15 protein-coding genes, 1 pseudogene and 1 riboswitch are annotated in these 19,503 nt (G+C 61.1%); of the genes and pseudogenes, 10 read left to right on the plus strand and 6 right to left on the minus strand.

Annotated features, from left to right (window positions below; genetic code table 11):
- The first annotated feature begins 172 nt into the window (after positions 1-172).
- Positions 173-430, plus strand: coding sequence for a hypothetical protein (locus C4J83_RS04735; RefSeq protein ID WP_106578698.1), 258 nt, complete (start codon positions 173-175; stop codon positions 428-430).
- A 121-nt stretch (positions 431-551) separates the two neighbouring features.
- On the opposite strand, the gene C4J83_RS04740 is transcribed toward C4J83_RS04735, so the two are convergent.
- Positions 552-1,715, minus strand: a complete 1,164-nt coding sequence (locus C4J83_RS04740; protein ID WP_177416144.1) for a 1-acyl-sn-glycerol-3-phosphate acyltransferase — start codon at positions 1,713-1,715, stop codon at positions 552-554.
- A 131-nt stretch (positions 1,716-1,846) separates the two neighbouring features.
- Between C4J83_RS04740 and C4J83_RS04745 the strand changes: the two genes are divergently transcribed.
- From C4J83_RS04745 to C4J83_RS04755, 3 genes are read left to right on the plus strand one after another with little or no spacing between them, the layout of a single operon-like run.
- On the plus strand, positions 1,847-2,029 hold the full coding sequence (locus tag C4J83_RS04745) for a CPXCG motif-containing cysteine-rich protein (RefSeq protein WP_106578700.1): 183 nt from the start codon (positions 1,847-1,849) through the stop codon (positions 2,027-2,029).
- An 11-nt stretch (positions 2,030-2,040) separates the two neighbouring features.
- Positions 2,041-2,301, plus strand: coding sequence for a putative signal transducing protein (locus C4J83_RS04750; protein WP_106578701.1), 261 nt, complete (start codon positions 2,041-2,043; stop codon positions 2,299-2,301).
- A 36-nt stretch (positions 2,302-2,337) separates the two neighbouring features.
- Positions 2,338-2,958 (plus strand): SOS response-associated peptidase, encoded by a 621-nt coding sequence (locus tag C4J83_RS04755; protein ID WP_106578702.1) that lies wholly within the window; start codon positions 2,338-2,340, stop codon positions 2,956-2,958.
- Positions 2,959-3,062: 104 nt separating this feature from the next.
- Here C4J83_RS04755 and C4J83_RS31020 read toward each other — a convergent pair whose 3' ends face one another.
- Positions 3,063-3,905 (minus strand): methyl-accepting chemotaxis protein, encoded by an 843-nt coding sequence (locus C4J83_RS31020; protein ID WP_372239320.1) that lies wholly within the window; start codon positions 3,903-3,905, stop codon positions 3,063-3,065.
- A 63-nt stretch (positions 3,906-3,968) separates the two neighbouring features.
- Positions 3,969-5,201: pseudogene (locus C4J83_RS31025) on the minus strand (cache domain-containing protein); the annotation flags it as partial.
- Between the two features lie 228 nt (positions 5,202-5,429).
- Between C4J83_RS31025 and C4J83_RS04765 the strand changes: the two are divergent.
- Complete coding sequence (locus tag C4J83_RS04765) at positions 5,430-6,248, plus strand: M48 family metallopeptidase (RefSeq protein ID WP_106578741.1); 819 nt, start codon at positions 5,430-5,432, stop codon at positions 6,246-6,248.
- Between the two features lie 121 nt (positions 6,249-6,369).
- On the opposite strand, the gene C4J83_RS04770 is transcribed toward C4J83_RS04765, so the two are convergent.
- From C4J83_RS04770 to C4J83_RS04780, 3 genes are all read right to left on the minus strand, one after another.
- Entirely contained in the window at positions 6,370-6,954 is a 585-nt protein-coding gene (locus C4J83_RS04770; protein WP_016974259.1) for a TMEM165/GDT1 family protein, read from the minus strand.
- An 88-nt stretch (positions 6,955-7,042) separates the two neighbouring features.
- Positions 7,043-7,164, minus strand: a riboswitch (yybP-ykoY riboswitch).
- Positions 7,165-7,214: 50 nt separating this feature from the next.
- Positions 7,215-8,213, minus strand: a complete 999-nt coding sequence (locus C4J83_RS04775; RefSeq protein WP_124416451.1) for a methyltransferase — start codon at positions 8,211-8,213, stop codon at positions 7,215-7,217.
- Between the two features lie 30 nt (positions 8,214-8,243).
- Positions 8,244-9,209, minus strand: coding sequence for a 2-hydroxyacid dehydrogenase (locus tag C4J83_RS04780; RefSeq protein WP_124416452.1), 966 nt, complete (start codon positions 9,207-9,209; stop codon positions 8,244-8,246).
- 84 nt (positions 9,210-9,293) lie between these two features.
- On the opposite strand from C4J83_RS04780, the gene C4J83_RS04785 reads away from it, so the two are divergent.
- The 5 genes from C4J83_RS04785 (at position 9,294) to C4J83_RS04810 (ending at position 19,477) form a co-directional block, all read left to right on the plus strand.
- The gene (locus C4J83_RS04785; protein WP_106578706.1) at positions 9,294-9,926 is read left to right on the plus strand and encodes a LysE family translocator; all 633 of its coding nucleotides are present in this window, start codon (positions 9,294-9,296) and stop codon (positions 9,924-9,926) included.
- 1,252 nt (positions 9,927-11,178) lie between these two features.
- Positions 11,179-12,861: a fatty acid--CoA ligase gene (locus tag C4J83_RS04795; protein ID WP_124416453.1), complete on the plus strand. Its 1,683-nt coding sequence runs from the start codon at positions 11,179-11,181 to the stop codon at positions 12,859-12,861.
- Positions 12,862-13,194: 333 nt separating this feature from the next.
- Complete coding sequence (locus C4J83_RS04800; protein WP_124416454.1) at positions 13,195-15,054, plus strand: DUF1302 domain-containing protein; 1,860 nt, start codon at positions 13,195-13,197, stop codon at positions 15,052-15,054.
- Between the two features lie 43 nt (positions 15,055-15,097).
- Positions 15,098-16,462, plus strand: a complete 1,365-nt coding sequence (locus C4J83_RS04805) for a DUF1329 domain-containing protein (protein WP_106579575.1) — start codon at positions 15,098-15,100, stop codon at positions 16,460-16,462.
- Between the two features lie 285 nt (positions 16,463-16,747).
- Positions 16,748-19,477: a winged helix-turn-helix domain-containing protein gene (locus C4J83_RS04810; RefSeq protein WP_119735344.1), complete on the plus strand. Its 2,730-nt coding sequence runs from the start codon at positions 16,748-16,750 to the stop codon at positions 19,475-19,477.
- The last annotated feature ends 26 nt before the right edge of the window (positions 19,478-19,503 follow it).

The following is a 19,503-nucleotide window of genomic DNA, read 5'->3' on the forward strand; positions in this document are numbered from 1 at the left end:
GGGTGTTCGAAGGGCAACAGCGTGGCTTGTTAAGGTGACGTTCAGGTGACGCTGTAAATTAATGGATACATTGATCGTACTTGGGGGACGGAACGTTTCAGCGGCAAGAGGCCAATATCACTCAGGTTTGTATCTGAATTGATACCAGCACACTGTACGACTGAGGTTTGCGATGGCGCTGCCTGCACTGCTGATCAATGTTGTGGCTCTACTGGTGGCCTGCCCAGGCGCAGCGCTGCTGTTCATCACCCGTTTGCGCGAGCAGCGCGCACTGGCCGATCTGACCGCGCAAAGCGAAGATCGCGCGATTGACCAGCCGATGTTGTTTCTGGATGTGCGCACCGAACGGGCGCATCGTCTGGCTTATCGCCTAGGGTTTGCCTGCCTCGGGCTGGCGCTGGCCACGTCCTGGCTCAGTACTCACCTCTAAAAAACACCACAAAACAAATGTGGGAGCGGGCTTGCCCGCGAAGGCAGGGGCTCAGTCGATACATCCTTGACTGAACCCGCGCTTTCGCTTGCAAGCCCGCTCCCACATTTTGCTTCGGTGTTTACAGTGCAATCCCGGCTTTAACCCGATATTGATTCCTCACCGGCGTCGCGTACTGCACCACCAGATACGGCCGGTGCTCGGCCGGGCATTCATTCAAGCGCCGTTCCCACTCCGCTTGCGCCTTGGCCAGCTCGTCGGCCGGGAACACCTCGGCCGCCGTCGGCACCTGCAATTGCGGGTCGGCGTCGCTCCACTGCGCGTACGCCAGGTAATGCACCGGGAACAGGCGATAGCCGCCGAGAATCTGCCGGTCCATTTCCACCGCCAGCAACTTGGTGTCCTCGAAACGCTCGGTGATCGGCGGCGCAAAGTTCACATGCACACGGCCCTTGTAGCCGGTGATGCCCAGGGCGATGCTCACATCATCCTCGCCCGGCGCCTTGCTGTAGGTGCCGGTGGTGGCGCGGATATACAGTTCGCGGGCCTTGGCCGTGTCGCAGGGGTCGTATTCGTAGCTGATCGACACCGGCGTCAGGTTCAGCGACTGGATCACCTCGGCAAACGGCTCATCCTTGCGGCTGACGTGAAACATCTTGAGGATCGCCGACTCGGTGCGATCGTCGCCATCCTTGGCCCGGCCTTCGGCCTGGGCGATCCAGATCGACTGACAGTCGTTGCGGATCGAATGGTTGATGTAGGCCGACAGCAGGTTATACGCCGCCATCTTTTCCTTTCGCCCGGTGATCGAGCGGTGCACGATGAAGCTCTTGTTCAGGCGCATCAGGTCGCTGACAAACGGCTTTTGCAGCAGGTTGTCGCCAATGGCAATGCGCGGCGTCGGCAGGCCGGCGTGGTACACGGCGTAGTTGACGAAGGCGGGGTCCATCACGATGTCGCGGTGGTTGGCCAGAAACAGGTAGGCGGTGCCCGACTTCAGCTGTTCGACGCCGGTGTACGTCACCCCGTCGGTTGCGCGGTCAATGGTGTGGTCGACGTAATATTCGACTTTGTCCTGCAGCGTGGCCACGGTGGTGACACCGGCGAACTCGCGGCGCAGCTTGCGGGCGATCATCGGCTTGAGCAGCCAGCCCAGGGCGCCGGCAAAGCGCGGGAAGCGGAAGTGGGTCAGGATGTCCAGAAAGGCCTTGTCACTGAACAGACGCGCCAGCACTGCCGGGACTTCGCTGTCGTTGTAAGGTCGGATGGTATCGAATTCGCCCATCATGCTCTCTTGTTAGAAACGGCTAGTGTAAGTAAAGGAAATATCAGGGTGCGGCCGCAATATTGGCTCTGCCGTGAATAGCCCTGTAAATAGACCGGCGATTATACGCACAAGTCACCTGGGAGACCGCGATGCTGGAAACCGAGTCGTACGATTGTCCTTATTGTGGTGAGCCGGCTGAGGCCGTGCTGGACCTTTCCGGCGGCGATCAGTCATACATTGAAGACTGCCCGGTGTGTTGCCGGCCAATAATCTTTGATCTGCAGGTACACGATGACGAATGGATGCTCACGGTCCGCAGCGAAAACGAGTAACAGGTGCGCCCATGCAGCGAATCTATGAACCGGAAAACCTGATGGAAGGCGAGTTGCTGCAACAAATGCTCGCCAGCGAGGGCATCGAGGCGCACCTGGTGGGGCGCCATTTGCTCGGCGGTACCGGCGAATTGCCGATTTTCGGCCTGCTGGGCCTGGAGGTGGACAACGACCAGGCCGTTTACGCCCGTGAGCTGATTACGGCCTACATCGGTGCGCAACCATTGCCCGGCGATGAACCCGACAGCTTTCCCGACGTATTGGTCTGTTAGGCTGTCGGTCGGTTTACCCAAGAGTCGTGTTACCCCATGTGTGGACGTTATGCCCTGTTTCGCTGGAACCCTACGTTTGCTGCCTTGCCGGGCTTCCCGGCCGACCAGCAGGCGCAGTGGAACATCTCCCCGAATGATTCGGTGCTGATTCAGCGCTTGAGCGAAGGCCAGCGCACCCTGGCGCGCGCGCGCTGGGGCCTGACGCCGCCCTGGCTGACTGACCTTTCCCGCACCCCGGCCCACGCCCGCGCCGAAACCCTGGCCGAGCAACCGATGTTCCGCGAAGCCTTCCGCCAGCGCCGCTGCCTGCTGCCCGCCAACGGGTTTTACGAATGGCGCGGCACCCAGCGCAAGCGCCCGTACTGGCTGACGCCGGGCGAGGGCTCGACGCTGTTTTTTGCGGCGATCTGGGAAGCGTATCCGGTGCAGGAACAGGTGTGGCTGAGCACCGCGGTGGTGACCCAGGCGGCGCAGAGTCAGCGGCGGCCGTTGATCCTGGATGCGGCGGGGCAGGAGGCGTGGCTGAATCCGCAGACGCCGTTGCCGGTGTTGCAGGGTTTGCTGGCCAGTGAGCCGGCTGCGTTGCGCGAGCGGGTGTTGGCCAATATGGTCAATGATCCGAAACTGAATGGGCCGGAGTGCCTGACACCGGGCTGAAGTCGGGCTCACTCCATGCCAGCTCCTACATTTGAAGGTGTTCACACATCAAAATGTGGGAGCTGGCTTGCCTGCGATAGCGGCCTGAAGACCACCGCCAAATCCTAAACCTTAAACTGATTGATCAAGCGCCGCTGCTGCTCCGCCAGCTTGGTCAACTCCGCACTGGCTGCGCTCGATTCATCCGCGCCGCCCGCCACTTCATTGGCCACCTGGCCGATATTGATCACATTGCGATTAATATCCTCGGCCACCGCGCTCTGCTCCTCGGCGGCGCTGGCGATCTGGGTATTCATGTCGTTGATCACCGACACCGCCTGAGTGATCGTCTCCAGCGCCTCGGCCGCCTTCGCCGCATGCTGCACGCTTTCATCGGTGCGGTTCTGGCTGTCTTCCATCACCTTAACCACATCGCGCGTGCCTTGTTGCAACTGCTGGATCATGGTCTGGATTTCTTCGGTGGCCTTCTGCGTCTTCTGCGCCAGGTTGCGCACTTCATCTGCCACCACCGCAAAACCACGGCCTTGCTCGCCGGCCCGCGCTGCCTCGATGGCGGCGTTAAGCGCCAGCAGGTTGGTCTGCTCGGCGATCCCGCGAATCGCTGTGAGGATCGCGTTGATGTTCTCGCTGTCCTTGGCCAGCGTTTGCACCACGCCCACCGCTTTACCGATTTCCTGCGCCAATGCGCCGATAGACGTCGAGGTATCACGCACGATGCGCATGCCCTGGCTTGCGGCTTGGTCAGCGTGGCTGGCGGCTTGCGCGGCCTGGGTGGCGTTGCGCGCCACGTCCTGGGCGGTGGCCGTCATCTCATGCACGGCGGTGGCCACCTGGTCGATCTCGACCATCTGTTTGTGCACGCCCTGATTGGTGCGAATCGCGATGTCGGCGGTGTGCTCCGACGAATCGCTGACCTTCTGCACCGAACTCACCACCTGGGTGATCATGCCCTGCAGCTTGATCAGAAAAGTATTGAAACCGGTGGCAATCGCGCCCAGTTCATCGGCCCGGTCACTGGTCAGGCGGCGCGTCAGGTCGCCTTCGCCCTGAGCGATGTCATTGAGCATGGCCACCATTTGCTTGAGGGGGCGGGCGATGCCGTGGCCCACCAGCCAGATCACCAGCAAGCCGAGGCCGGCAATCAACAGGCCCACCATGGCCATGCCGAAGGTGTCGGTCTTGCGCTGGGCTTGCAGGTCGCTTTGCAGTTTTTGCGAATCGGCCATCACCGCGCTCAGTGGCAGTTGCAGCATCAAGGTCCAGCGCGCTTCGGCCTGGCCGATGTTGAAGGGCAGGAACAGCTCGATGTGCCCGTGTTCCTTATCGATGTCGTAGCGCACTTCTCCGACTTTCAGCTGGCCGAGATTGGCCAGCGCGTTGCTGTCGAGCAAGTCAGCGGCTTTTTCGCCCAGCTTGCTCGCGTCCTTGGTGTAGGCCACCAGGCGACCGTTACTGGAAATCAGCGCCAGTTCGCCGGCGCCGTTGTAGAGGTTCTGGTCGGCGCGGGTGAGCATGTCCTGAATGAAGTTCACCGACAGGTCGGCGCCGACGATGCCCTGGAAAGTGCCATCGATCATGATCGGTTCGATAAACGAGGCCAGCATCACCATCGCATTGCCGACCTTGTAAGGCGCAGGGTCGATGGCGCAGGGCTTCTTGCTTTCTTTGGAGCACAGGTAGTACTCACTGGCGCGCACGCCGGTGGCGAGGATGTTCTGGTCGTTGACGTCGGCGAGTTTGTCCAGGCCCAGGCTGCCATCGGCGTTGCGGTACCACCACGGCAGGAAGCGCCCGTCGGCGGCCATGCCGACGATCGGCGTGTTCACGTAGGCGGCGTCGTTATGGTCGATCGCATTGGGTTCCCAGCCGATATACGCGCCAAGGATTTTCGGGTTGCGCACCACGGTTTCGTGCAACAGGTTGATCAGTTGTTCGCGGCCCACTTGCAAGGCCGGTTCGCCCTTGGCGTCTTTCATGCCGAGCAGTGCGTTGGCCGTGGCCAGGCCTTTGGCGGTCACCAAGGGCGCTTCCAATTCACGCTGGATCAACGTGGCCTGGGTGTGCGCCAGGGCGGTGAGCCGTTGCTCGATGATCTGCTCGAACTGCGCCTGGGTGCGTTCCTGCACCAGTTCCTGGGTGCGCGCGCCGGCGAACACCGCGTAGAGCACCAAAACGGCGACCACACTCAGCACGATGGCCCCGGTCAGTGCTGCGACAGAAAACTGAATCGACTTGAATTTCATGAAAGCTCCGGGCGCAGGGGCAGGTGGGCTGCCTTTGTGTATCGGCCACGGGCTCGGGAGGCTTAAGGCTCGGCGGGTGAAATAGTGCCGGATGTCGCAAATGGACTGTTGGCCGCCGCTGTGGGCAGGTGGGATGTATCTGAAAGTTAGCGGTTACACGTCTGTTGTATCTGGCGCCGATACACATGAGCGCCTAGGATACGCGCCATGTTTTCAGGGAGCGTGTTCATGAAGAAGTCATTGGCGGTAAGTGGGTTGGTTGCGGCGATGCTGCTGGCGGGTTGCCAGTCGGTTAACACCACCAGCGGCGGCGCCGTCGGGGTAGAGCGCAAGCAGTATATGTTCAGCATGTTGTCAAGCCAGGAAGTCGACCAGATGTATGCCCAGTCCTACCAGCAGACGCTGGGTGAGGCGAGCGGCAAAGGCATGCTCGATAAAACCAGTGCCAACGCCAAGCGCGTGCAGGCCATCGCCAATCGACTGATCGCCCAGGCGCCGACCTTTCGCCCGGATGCGGCGCAATGGAAGTGGGAGGTGAACCTGATCAAAAGTGATGAGATGAACGCCAACTGCGGGCCTGGCGGCAAGATCTTCGTGTACAGCGCGTTGATCGACAACCTCAAGCTCACCGATGACGAACTGGCCGCGGTGATGGGCCATGAAATCGCTCACGCCTTGCGCGAACACGGCCGTGAAGCCATGTCCAAGGCCTACGGCATCGAGATGGCCAAGCAGGGCGCCGGTGCCTTGTTCGGTCTGGGCCAGGACAGCCTGGCGCTGGCCGATACGGTGGCCAACTACGGCATGACGCTGCCCAACAGCCGCGCCAATGAAAACGAAGCCGACCTGATCGGTCTGGAGCTCTCGGCTAGGGCCGGTTACAACCCGAACGCGGCCATCACGTTGTGGAACAAGATGGCCAAGGCGTCGGAAGGTTCTCCACCGGAGTTCATGAGCACGCACCCGGCCTCCGACAGCCGGATCGCCTCATTGCAGGCGGCGATTCCGAAAGTAATGCCGCTTTACCAGCAGGCCAAAAAATCCTGAGTTAACGCGGAACCCTGTGGGAGCTGGCTTGCCTGCGATGCAGGCGGGTCGGTCCTTCAGAAATACCGAGTTGATGCTATCGCAGGCAAGCCAGCTCCCACATTGGATGGGGTTTACAGGTCTAGATCCAGCCGCTGCTTTGCATGGCCTTGTACACCGCCACCACCGCCAGAACGAAGAACGCCGTAGCCGCCAGTCGACGAATCAGGGTCAGCGGCAGTTTCTCCGCGGCGAAATTCCCCGCCAGAACCACCGGCACGTTGGCAATCAGCATGCCCAGGGTGGTGCCGATAATCACCAGCCACAGCTCAGGGTATTGCGCCGCCAGCATCACCGTGGCGATCTGCGTCTTGTCACCGATTTCGGCGAGGAAGAACGCAATCAGCGTGGTCAGAAACGGGCCGAACTTGCGCGTGGTACTGGCTTCGTCATCGTCGAGTTTGTCCGGCACCAGGGTCCACAGCGCCGTAGCGCAGAAGCTCGCCGCGAGGATCCAGTGCAACACCGCATCCGAGAAGAAACTGCCGAACCAGGCGCCCACGGCACCGGCAGCCGCATGGTTGGCCAGGGTCGCGGCGACGATGCCGGCGATGATCGGCCAGGGCTTGCGGAAGCGAGCAGCAAGGATGAGCGCGAGCAGTTGCGTCTTGTCGCCGATTTCGGCCAAGGCAACGATTGCGGTAGGAACGAGTAATGAATCCAGCATCAGGTAAGTTTCCAGGGGCGGGTCGACACGGCTATGACACGTACAGCCTTCCCGCCCCGGGTAAGGTGTGCGTGTCATAGGTCTTGTCAAACCCCGGTCCGTCTGTGCGGACTCCTGGGTCGCATACGCCATGATCTGCTGACCAAGTATGTTGACGTATGCCGGACGAGCGTGGCGCTCGTGGGAGACTACTCCCCTAGGACGGAGCGGATTCTGCCTAGGCAAAACCCATTCGGCAAGCCTTCTTTTTCAAAAAGCCATCAGCCGCGTTTGGCACGATAAATGCGAAAACCGTTGCCTTCGGCCTTGATTGCACACACGCCCAAGTGCTCTTCGATCAGTGGTTGGTACTTGAGGAAACTGTTGGCCACCAAGCGAAGTTCGCCGCCTTTTGCCAGGTGTTTCGCCGCTTTTCGCAGCAAGTTTTCCGTGGCGAAATAATCGGTGTGCACGCCGACATGGAACGGCGGGTTGCTCAAAATCGCGTTCAAACCCATCGGCGCAGCGTCGATGCCGTCACCGGTCAACACCTCGGCCTCCAGGCCATTGGCCGCCAAGGTCAGGCGGCTGCTGGCGGCGGCGAACGCATCCACGTCAAGCATCGTCACCGTGTTGTGCGGGTAGCGACGCTTGACCGCAGCGCCCAGCACGCCGGCGCCGCAGCCAAAGTCGAGCAAGTGCCCGCTGGGCAACTTGTCCAGGTGTGCAAGCAACAGCTCGGTGCCGCGATCCAGGCGACCGTGGCTGAACACGCCCGGCAGGCTCACCACCTTGAGCGGCCCTTCGGCCAGCGGTACTTCAAACACCTGCGCCAGGCTTTGCAGTTCGACCGCCTGCGGGGCATTGGCCACGGTGACCTGCCACAGCTGGCAGTGCCGCGCGTTGTCGAGCTTGCGGGGCTTGCCGAACGGAATCATCTGCTTGGCGGCGCTTTCGATACCGCCTTTTTTCTCGCCGACCAGAAACAGCTCGGCGCCGGGCAGGCGTGCGGCCACGGCGTTGAGCAGGTAATCGGTGAGGTCCTTGGATTTGGGCAGGAAAATCACCGCCGCATCAAACCCGCGTTCGGGCACGTTCACGCCGAAATGGCTGCGTTCGGGGAAGCGTGCGTCGAGCGCCGCCTGGTCGCCGGCATGCCAGCTCCAGCCGTGGGCATTGGGCAGGCGGCCGAGCAAATCGTCGGCGGGCAAACCTACCAGCAGCAGGTTGCCTTGAAAAAGTTCGGCCTGACGAAGCAGTACTTCACTGCGCGGATCCATGGTCTGCTCCTTGAAAAGGGGCGCAGTTTATCAACTGACGACGCGCAGCGGGGTGCCGTTGAAAAAGCCGCGGGCGTTTTCCGCCAGTTGGCCAACGATGCGCTGCCGCGCTTCGCGACTGCCCCAGGCGTTGTGGGGCGTCACGATCAGGCGAGGAATGTCGCCGGCCAGCAGCGGGTTGCCGTTTACCGGTGGCTCCACGCTCAGCACATCGGTGGCCGCACCGCCCAGATGGCCGCTGCGCAACGCGTCCGCCAGGGCTTGTTCGTTGATCAAGCCACCGCGCGCGGTGTTGACGATAAACGCGCCGGGCTTGAGCAGCGCCAATTCGCGAGCGCCGATAAAGTCGCGGGTGTGTTCATTGAGCGGGCAGTGCAGGGTCAGCGCGTCGACTTGCGCGAGCAGTTCATCCAGTGGCACGCGGTCAGCGCGGGCAGGGCGGCCCGGAATCGCGCCGAGCACCACGCGCATGCCGAAGGCTTCGGCCAGGCGCGCGACGGCGCTGCCCAGTTCGCCGTGGCCGAGCAGGCCGAGGGTTTTGCCCTCCAGCTCGACAATCGGGTAATCCAGCAGGCAGAACTGTTTGGCTTGTTGCCATTTGCCCGCGCTGACGTCGCGTTGGTAGTCGTTCAGGCGCGTCGCCAGATTCAGCAACAGCATGATCGTGTGCTGCGCCACCGACGGCGTGCCGTAGCCCTGGCAGTTGCTCACCGTAATGCCATGGGCGCGGGCTGCGGCGAGGTCGACGTTGTTGGTGCCGGTGGCCGATACCAGGATCAGCTTGAGTTCGGGGCAGGCTTGCAGCGTTTCGGTATTCAGCGCGATCTTGTTGCTGATGACCACTTGAGCGCCTTGCAGGCGTTCGACCACATTCTGCGGCGTGGTGTGCGCGTACAGCTGCAGGTCGCTGAAGCTGTTGCGCAATTCGCTGAGGTCCAGGTCCCCCAGGTCCAGGGACGGGTGATCAAGGAAGACGGCGCGGCGATTGTTCGTCATCAACTGTACCTTTTGCGACAGGGTTCGAAGGCGTAATCTGCCGAGCCTATCAGATGAAATAATCAGTTACTTAATGGAGTGAGCATGTACGCCGCCGAGTTTTTGACCGTAGCCTTGATTCACTTGTTGGCGGTGGCCAGCCCCGGCCCGGATTTCGCCGTGGTGGTGCGCGAGAGTGTGACCCATGGCCGTCGCGCCGGCACCTGGACCGCTTTGGGTGTGGGCTCGGCGATTTTCCTGCACGTGGGCTATTCGCTGCTGGGGATTGGTTTGATCGTGTCGCAGTCCATCGTGCTGTTTAACGCACTGAAGTGGGCGGCGGCGGCGTACTTGTTGTACATCGGTTTCAAAGCGTTGCGTGCGCAGCCGGCCAAGCCGGTTGCCGAGGGCGAGTTGCGGCCTGAAGTGGGTGAGCGCACTCCGCGTGCGGCGTTTACTGCGGGGTTTGTGACCAATGGTTTGAACCCCAAGGCCACGCTGTTTTTCCTGTCGCTGTTTACTGTGGTGATCAACCCGCACACGCCGCTGGCGATCCAGGCTGGGTACGGTGTGTACCTGGCGGTGGCGACGGCGTTGTGGTTTTGCCTGGTGGCTATGTTGTTCAGTCAGCAGCGGGTACGCGCGGGATTTGCGCGGATGGGGCATTGGTTTGATCGGACCATGGGGGCGGTTTTGATTGCGATTGGTGTGAAGCTTGCGTTTACGAGTATGAAGTGAGGGGTGGGCTTTGGTTTGTGCTGTGGGAGTGAGTGCATATCCGTTGCTGCGGTAACGGCCACTTAGGGTTCCGCTCTTACAGCGGGTCACTTTTGGCAAACGCCCCAAAAGTAACCAAAAGGTCTCTGCCCCACCACTCGGTGCCTCGCCCAGGCTCGGCATGCCCTCACTCCGGCTTGAATCCGTGGGCCGCCGCGACGGGCCATCCATGGCCCAACGCGGCTAACCCGGCGTCCTGCCGGGTTACCCACGGATTCAAGCCTGCGTTCGGCCAGCGTGGTTGACGGGGCCTGTCAGATCAAAAGCAAGATCAAAAGCAGAGCACGGCGGCCTAGTAGCCGACCTGAGTGGTTGAAGCAAAAGCAGGGCAACAGCACAGCAACAGCACAGCAACACACTTCTATCTGATGCACTGAGATCCAAATGTGGGAGCGGGCTTGCTCGCGAAGGCGGTGTGTCAGCTACACATGAGTTGACTGATCCACCGCCTTCGCGAGCAAGCCCGCTCCCACAAGTTGACCGAGTTCAGCCTCCACCACCACTCTGCCTTTGCTTTTCTGTGGGAGCTGGCTTGCCTGCGATGCAGGCACCTCGGTCTATCAGGCACACCCAGTAGATGCCATCGCAGGCAAGCCAGCTCCCACCTTTGATTGAGTTCAGCCTTCAAGATCAGGTCGGCTGTCAGGCCGCCTCGCCTTCGCTTTTGATCTAACCACTCAGGTCGGCTACTAGGCCGCCGTGCTCTGCTTTTGATCTTGATCTGCTTTTGACTTTGACCTTAGGCGCCCCGTTAAACCACGCTGGCCGAACGCAGGTTTGAATCCGTGGGTAACCCGGCAGGACGCCGGGTTAGCCGTGTTGGGCCATGGATGGCCCGTCACGGCGGCCCACGGATTCAAGCCGGAGTGAGGGCACACCGAGCCTAAGCGAGGTGCCGAGTGGTGGGGCAAGAGCCCTTTGGTTACTTTGGGGCTTTTCCAAAGTGACCCGCCGTAAGGGCGGAACCCATACCCGCCATCACCCAAATAACGGATATGGTCCCAGCCCTGCAACCACCCCAAGTCCCAGCCCTACCACCTCGCCGCAAACAATCCCGGCCCCCACGCTGAACTCACACACCACCTAAATGGTGGCGCAAAGCTAGCATTCATCGGCCTCTGCAAATCATTCCTTTGGCTGATTTAGCTGACACATAAGCCCTCTAAAGTGCAGGTCTTCAAGCCAACACCGTGCAGTCAGATAAGGGATTCGTATGTTGCAGACCCGTGTTATCCCACCCGCCGAAGGCGCTTACCGATACCCACTGTTGATCAAACGCCTGCTGATGTCCGGGACCCGCTACGAAAAAACCCGGGAAATCATCTACCGCGACAAACTGCGTTACACCTACCCCACCCTCATCGAGCGCGTTGCGCGCCTGGCCAATGTGCTGACCGAGGCCGGGGTCAAGGCCGGTGACACCGTCGCCGTGATGGACTGGGACAGCCACCGCTACCTCGAATGCATGTTCGCCATCCCGATGATCGGCGCGGTAATCCACACCATCAACGTGCGCCTGTCGCCCGAACAGATTCTCTACACCATGAACCACGCCGAAGACCGCTTCGTGCTGGTCAACAGCGAGTTCGTGGGGCTTTACCAGGCCATCGCCGGCCACCTGACCACGGTCGACAAAACGCTGCTGCTCACCGACGGCGACGAAAAAACCGCCGAGCTGCCCAACCTGGTCGGCGAGTACGAAACCCTGCTGGCGGCCGCCAGCCCCACGTACGACTTCCAGGACTTCGACGAAAACTCCGTCGCCACCACCTTCTACACCACCGGCACCACCGGCAACCCCAAAGGCGTGTACTTCACCCACCGCCAACTGGTGCTGCACACCATGGGCGTTGCGACGATCATGGGCAGCGTCGACAGCGTGCGCCTGCTGGGCACCAACGACGTGTACATGCCGATCACGCCGATGTTCCACGTGCACGCCTGGGGCCTGCCGTACGTGGCAACCATGCTCGGTTTGAAGCAGGTCTATCCGGGCCGCTACGACCCGGAATACCTGGTGGAGTTGTGGCGCAAGGAAAAGGTCACTTTCTCCCACTGCGTGCCGACCATCCTGCAAATGGTGCTCAACGCTAAGGCGGCGCAAGGCGTGGATTTTGGCGGCTGGAAAATCGTCATCGGCGGCAGCGCGCTCAATCGCACGCTGTATGAAGCCGCCAAGGCGCGCGGTATTCAACTGACTGCCGCGTACGGCATGTCCGAGACCGGGCCGTTGGTGTCGTGTGCCCACCTCAACGAAGAACTGATGGCCGGCACCGAGGACGAGCGCACCACCTACCGCATCAAGGCCGGCGTGCCCGGGCCGTTGGTGGAAGCGGCGATTGTCGACAGCGAAGGCAACTTCCTGCCCGCTGACGGCGAGTCCCAGGGTGAGCTGGTGCTGCGCGCACCGTGGCTGACCGAAGGCTATTACAACGAGCCGCAAAAGGGCGCCGAGCTGTGGGAGGGCGGCTGGATGCACACCGGCGACGTGGCCACGCTGGACGCATTTGGCGTGATCGACATTCGCGACCGCATCAAGGATGTGATCAAGACCGGCGGCGAGTGGATCTCCTCCCTGGCCCTCGAAGATCTGGTCAGCCGTCACCCGGCGGTACGCGAAGTAGCGGTGGTGGGCATCGCCGACCCGCAATGGGGCGAGCGTCCGTTTGCGTTGCTGGTGGTGCATGATGGCCAAGTGATAGGTGCTCGCGAGCTCAAGGAACACCTCAAGCCTTTTGTCGAACTGGGCCATTTGAGCAAGTGGGCGATTCCAAGCCAGATTGCCGTTGTTACTGAAATTCCCAAGACCAGTGTCGGCAAGCTCGACAAAAAACGTATCCGTATAGACATCATTGAATGGCAGGCCAATAACAGCACGTTCCTGTCCACCCTCTGATGCCTCTCGCCGCGTCCGATCGGGCGCGGCAATGCTCTATCTCAAGCCTTCACTTGTGATTTGCCAATTTTCAGCCATCCTTGCCGCGCCGGCCTTCGTCGGCGTGGCGAAAGGACTGTGGCAGACGGGTTGGTGATGCAAATCACACTTTAGAGGGATCAAGCGGTACCCCCTGCTGGCTATAGTCCATCTCAGAGTTTTTCAAGGATGTTGCGCTTCGGGCCATGGGGGCTCGGTTGCCGTTCGGCATTGGAATCGTTGTATTCCGGCCGGTACATGCATCCAGAAGAAAGAACTCACTGCCATAACAATAATGCACATGGAGTAGCGTCGATGACCTCAGTAAACCAGTTCTGGCGCCGGGCAAGACTGCCCCTGGCCGTCAGTCTCGCTTCTACGCTCGCCGGGCCCGCATTCGGCGTCAGTTTCAACATTGGTGAAATCGAAGGTAGTTTTGACTCCTCCCTGTCGGTGGGGGCGAGCTGGTCGACTGCGGGTCGCAATAAAGACCTGATTGGTGTCAACAACGGCGGCAAGGGGCTTTCGCAAACCTCCGATGACGGCCACCTGAACTTCAACAAGGGTGATTCCTTCTCGAAGATCTTCAAGGGTATCCATGACCTTGAATTGAAATACGGCGACACCGGCATTTTTGTGCGTGGCAAATACTGGTATGACTTCGCGCTGCAAAACGAAGACCTGGACTTCAAGAATGTCAGCAACAACAACCGCAAAGAGGGCGCCAAGTCCTCTGGCGGGCAGATCCTCGATGCGTTCATTTATCACAACTACACCGTTGCCGATGAGCCAGGCAGCGTGCGCTTCGGCAAGCAGGTAGTGAGCTGGGGCGAAAGTACGTTCATTGGTGGCGGTATCAACTCGATCAACCCGATCGACGTGTCTGCATTCCGTCGTCCGGGCGCCGAGATCAAGGAAGGCTTGATTCCGGTCAACATGTTCTACGTGTCCCAGACCCTCACCGACAACCTCTCCGCAGAGGCGTTCTACCAGTTGGAGTGGGACCAGACCGTGGTGGATAACTGCGGCACGTTCTTCTCCCAGCCAGACGTGATTGCCGACGGTTGCAGCAATAACCTGCGGGTCTTGAACAAGCGTTCCACCATCCCTGGCGCGGCCTTGCCGACATTGAATGCTCTGGGTGTGGACGTTAACAATGAGGGCGTGCTGGTAAAACGTGGCGGTGACCGTGATGCACGGGACAGCGGCCAGTTCGGCGTGGCCATGCACTACAACTTCGAACCGCTGGACACCGAGTTCGGCGCGTATTTCATGAACTACCACAGCCGTGCGCCGATCTTCAGCGCGACAGGTGCGCCCAACTCGGCCTACACCCGTCCACTGGGGCCGTTGGCGGCATTGCGTCCGCTGATCGTGGCGGGCAGTTCCCAGTACTTCGTCGAGTACCCGGAGGATATCCGCCTGTATGGCTTGAGCTTCTCCACCACGTTGCCGACCGGCACCGCCTGGAGTGGTGAGTTGAGCTACCGGCCGAACGCGCCGGTGCAACTGAGCACCACCGATATCCTGTACGCGGGCGTTACGCCGATTCCGGGCTATGGCAATGCGTCGGTGCTCAAGGGCACGCCGGGCCAGGATCTGCACGGCTACAACCGCAAGGAAGTGACCCAGTTCCAGACCACCTTCACGCACTTCTTTGACCAGGTAATGGGCGCGACCCGCCTGACCACCGTGGGCGAAATCGGCGTGACCCATGTGGGCGGGTTGGAAAGCAAAAACACTGCGCGTTATGGCCGCGATCCGGTGTTCGGCCCTGGCACGCTACCGGGTGGTTTCTGCAACGCGCTGAACAATTCGACCGCTCAGGGGGCGGGCCTGCCGAATGCATCCGGCCTGAACACCAATTGCAACAACGACGGCTACACCACCGCGACGTCCTGGGGTTATCGCGCCCGGGCGATCTGGGAATACCCGGATGTGTTTGCCGGTGTGAACCTCAAGCCCAACGTGGCCTGGTCCCATGACGTCAAAGGTTATTCGCCAGGCCCTGGCGGCAACTTTGAAGAAGGTCGCAAGGCCGTCAGCCTGGGCGTCGATGCCGAGTACCAGAACACCTACACCGTCGGCCTGAACTACACCAACTTCTTTGGTGGCCGGTTCACCACGGTGGATGATCGCGACTTTATCGCCTTGAGCGCCGGCGTGAACTTCTAAGACTTTCTTTTTCAGATGCATGCATTTCAGGAAGAGCCAGAACATGAAAATAACTAAAAGTCTGTTGCACGTGGGTGTGCTTGGGCTGTCGATCATGGCGGGTAGCGTCATGGCAGCAGTTTCGGCCGATGAAGCCGCCAAGCTGGGCACGACCCTGACCCCGATGGGCGCAGAGATGGCCGGTAACGCGGCCGGTACCATCCCCAAATGGTCGCCGCTGCCCACCAATGCCGGCGCCGTGGATGCCCGTGGTTTCCTCGCCAACCCGTATGCCAGCGAGCAGCCGCAGTTCACGATCACCGCGCAGAACGTCGAGCAGTACAAAGACAAGCTGGCGCCGGGGCAGTACGCGATGTTCAAGCGTTACCCGGACACCTTCAAGATGCCGGTCTACCCGACCCATCGCGGCGCTACCGTGCCGGCTGATGTGTTCGCCGCCATCAAGAAGAACGCCACCAACACCAACCTCGTGTCTGGCGGCAACGGCCTGGAAAATTTCGAAACCGCGGTTCCGTTTCCGATCCCCAAAAGCGGCGTGGAAGTGATCTGGAACCACATCACCCGCTATCGCGGCGGCAGCGTGACGCGTCTGGTCACCCAGGCCACGCCGCAAACCAACGGCTCGTTCAGTCTGGTGTACTTTCGCGATCAGTTTGTGTTCCGCGACAAGATGAAGGACTACGACCCGAAAAACCCGGGCAACGTGCTGTTCTACTTCAAGCAGCAAGTGACCGCGCCGGCACGTCTGGCCGGTGGTGTGCTGTTGGTGCACGAAACCCTCGACCAGGTGAAGGAGCCGCGTTCGGCGTGGGTCTACAACGCCGGCCAACGCCGTGTTCGCCGGGCGCCGCAAGTGTCCTATGACGGGCCGGGCACCGCCGCCGATGGCCTGCGTACCTCCGACAACCTCGACATGTACAACGGCGCACCGGACCGCTACGACTGGAAGCTGGAAGGCAAGAAAGAAATCTACATCGCCTCCAACAGCTACAAGATCGACGATCCGAAGCTCAAGTACGTCGACATCATCAAGGCCGGCCACATCAACCAGGACCTGGCACGTTATGAGCTGCGTCGCGTCTGGCACGTGGTCGCAACCTTGAAGGAAGGCCAGCGCCACATCTACGCCAAGCGTGACTTCTTCATCGACGAAGACACCTGGCAAGCCGCTGTGATCGACCACTACGATGGCCGTGGCCAATTGTGGCGCGTGGCTGAAGCTCACGCTGAGAACTACTACGACAAACAAGTGCCGTGGTATGCCCTCGAAACCCTCTACGACCTGCAGTCCGGCCGTTACCTGGCCCTGGGCATGAAGAACGAAGAGAAGCAGGCGTATGACTTCGGCTTTACCGCCACCACCAGCGACTTCACCCCGGCGGCCCTGCGCCAGGATGGCGTGCGTTAAGCAACACTCACTCGACAATGTGGGAGCTGGCTTGTGTAAAGCTGGCTTGTGTGGGAGTCGGGCTTGCCCGCGATGCAGGCGCCTCGGTGTATCAGTTACACCAAGTTGATGCTATCGCAGGCAAGCCAGCTCCCACACAAGCCAGCCTTGCGCAAGGCAGCTCTCACATTTTTTGTCGTAGTTCTTTTTCAGGTAAATGTTGCAAAGATCTACAACCCTGCCGCTTTTACCGCTAGTCTGCGGACATCTGCAATGCCGACAACAGCCTTCTACAAGAGCCCGGCGATGACTGATCTGTCCCGAATCCAAGGGCCTGCAAGCGCAGTAATTCCGACCCTGGAAGCGCGCTTCTACAGGCCACCTTTGCCTGACGGCTATGTGCTGCGCCCGCGCCTGTGCGAACGGCTGAGTGCTGGCCTGGAGGGGCGATTGCTACTGGTCAGCGCTCCGGCGGGGTTCGGCAAGAGTTCGCTGGCGGTAGAGTTCTGCCAGAGTTTGCCGGCGCATTGGCAAAGCCTGTGGCTGGGCCTGAGCCCACGCGATAACGACCCGGGCCGTTTCCTCGAGCGCCTGCTCGACGGTTTGCAACAGTATTTCCCGCAACTCGGCGCCCAATCCCTGGGCCTGCTGAAAATGCGCCAGCGTCACCAACCCTTTGCCTTTGAAGAATGGCTCGACGGCCTGCTCGATGAGCTGACGTTGCACTTGTCCACGCGTGCGCCCTTGTTGCTGGTACTGGATGACTACCATCTGGCTCAGGGTCCGGTGCTGGATCGTTGCCTGCAGTTTTTCTTGAATCATTTACCCGATGGGCTGGTGGTCATGGTCACCAGCCGCCAACGTCCCGACTGGCACCTGGCGCGCCTGCGGCTGTCCCGGCACCTGCTGGAGCTGCACGAACAGGACCTGCGCCTGACCCACGACGAATCGCTGGCCGTGCTGGATCGGCACAGCAGTTCGTTGCGCGGCGAGGCGCTGGACAACTTGATCCGGCGCAGTGAAGGATGGGTCGCCGGCCTGCGTTTCTGGCTATTGGCAATCGCCGAAGCGGGCAATGAAAGCGCGTTGCCGCACAGCTTGCACGGTGGCGAAGGGCTGATTCGTGATTACCTGCTCGAAGAGGTCATCGACTGCCTGCCGGTTGAAGTGCAGGCGTTCCTGTACGACACGGCGCCTCAGGATCGTTTCTGCAGCGAGCTGTGCGACGCCGTGCGCGAGGCCCACGACAGCGCGGAAATCCTGCGCTATTTGCAGGCCCATCAGGTGTTTCTGGTGCCGCTGGATGAACAGGGCCACTGGTACCGTTACCACCATTTGTTTTCCGATTTGCTGCGCACGCGCCGCGTGAGCAATGCCACCTTGCCGATTGCCAGCCTGCACTTGCGGGCCTGTCGATGGTTCAACGCCCAGGGTTTTATCGACGAAGCCGTAGAGCAGGCATTGCGCGCCGGCCACCTCGATGTGGCGGCAAACCTGGTGCAGAACCTGTCAGAGGAGCAACTGCTGGCCGAGCAGAATGTGGGCATGCTGCTGCGCTGGAAGATGGACTTGCCCGACAGCCTGCTGATCAGCACGCCGCGCTTGATCGTGCTCTACAGTTGGGCGCTGGGGTTGGCGTGCCAGTTGGATGCGGCAGAAGAATTGTCAGGCTACCTCAGTCGCTTCCTGCCGGCGCCGTCGGCCACTGCGCAAAAGTCGATGCTGGCCCAATGGCTGGCGCTGAGCGGGATCATCGCCCGCGGGCGAGGTGATCGTGAATTGACCCAGCGTTATTGCAGCGAGGCGTTGGAAAGCCTGCCGCACAAACGCTATGGCCAGCGCCTGATGTGCCTGTCGACCCTGTCCAACCTGGCTATTGTCGATGCCGACCTGTGGCGCGCGCGTGGCCTGAATCGCGAATCCCTGGAGCTGGCGCAGCGCGTCGGCAACCCGCTGTTCGAGGCCCTGGCCCATTACGACCGCGCGCGCGTGTTGCAGGCGCGCGGCGAAATTCTGCGTTCTCTGGACGAAGTGCGCCAGGGGCTGCAACGCCTGCAGGGCCTTGCGCCTCAACGGCTGTACGCCGTACGCGCGCGGCTATCGCTGTACGAAGGTTACCTGCTGCTGGTGCGTTATCAGTCAGACGCTGGCCTTGCCCGCTTGCGTGCCGGCCTGAGCGAAGCGCGCGCCTGCCGCGATATCAGCGTGCTCATCGGGCATTGTGTGATCGCCAATTTCGAAGGGCGGCGCGGTGATTTCGCCAAGGCCTTCGCCGAACTTGCCGAAGCCGAGCGCTTGATGCATATCTGGGACGTGCCGCCGATCTATTACCTGGCGATGATCACCCTGATCAAATGCGAATTATGGCTGGCCCAAGGCCGCACCGACCTCGCCGACGCCTGGCTGACCCGCCTGGGGCAGACCTATAACGGTGAGCACGCCGCCGCCGCACCGGAGTTTCATCCGCACCTGGCGCAACACATCGGGCTGCAGCAGGCCGCACTCGATGCGATCCGCCATCAACCGGCTGCGGCCCTGCAGCGCCTCGAAGAGCTGGCGCAGCAGGCGCATAACAGCGGGCGCCAGATGATTGCCCTGATGGCCCTGACCCAGCAGGCGCATGTATTGCTGGAGTGCGGCCAGGAAGCCAAGGCGCGGCCGATCGTGGCCCAGGCGCTCGAGGCGGGCGTTGGTGGCGCACTGCAACCGTTCCAGCGTCTGCTGGAACGTTATCCTGACTGGATGCGCGAGCAACTCGGCAAGACCCCGCATGCGTTGTTGAACCAAAGCCTGTTGGCGCTGCTGCCGGTGGTTGCCGCCGCCGAGGCCCTGCCCACGCACGAAACCCTCAGCACCCGCGAGCTGGCAGTGCTGCAACTGATCGCCCAGGGCTGCTCAAACCAGGAGATCAGCAACCAGTTGTTTATCTCCCTGCACACGGTGAAAACCCACGCCAGCCATATCAACAGCAAGCTGGGCGTGGAACGCCGAACCCAGGCAGTAGCGCGGGCGCAGGAGATGGGGTTGTTGGGGTAGGCAGCAACGCATTTGTGCCAAAATCG

It is taken from the genome of Pseudomonas sp. LBUM920 (genome assembly GCF_003852315.1).
Classification (GTDB): domain Bacteria; phylum Pseudomonadota; class Gammaproteobacteria; order Pseudomonadales; family Pseudomonadaceae; genus Aquipseudomonas.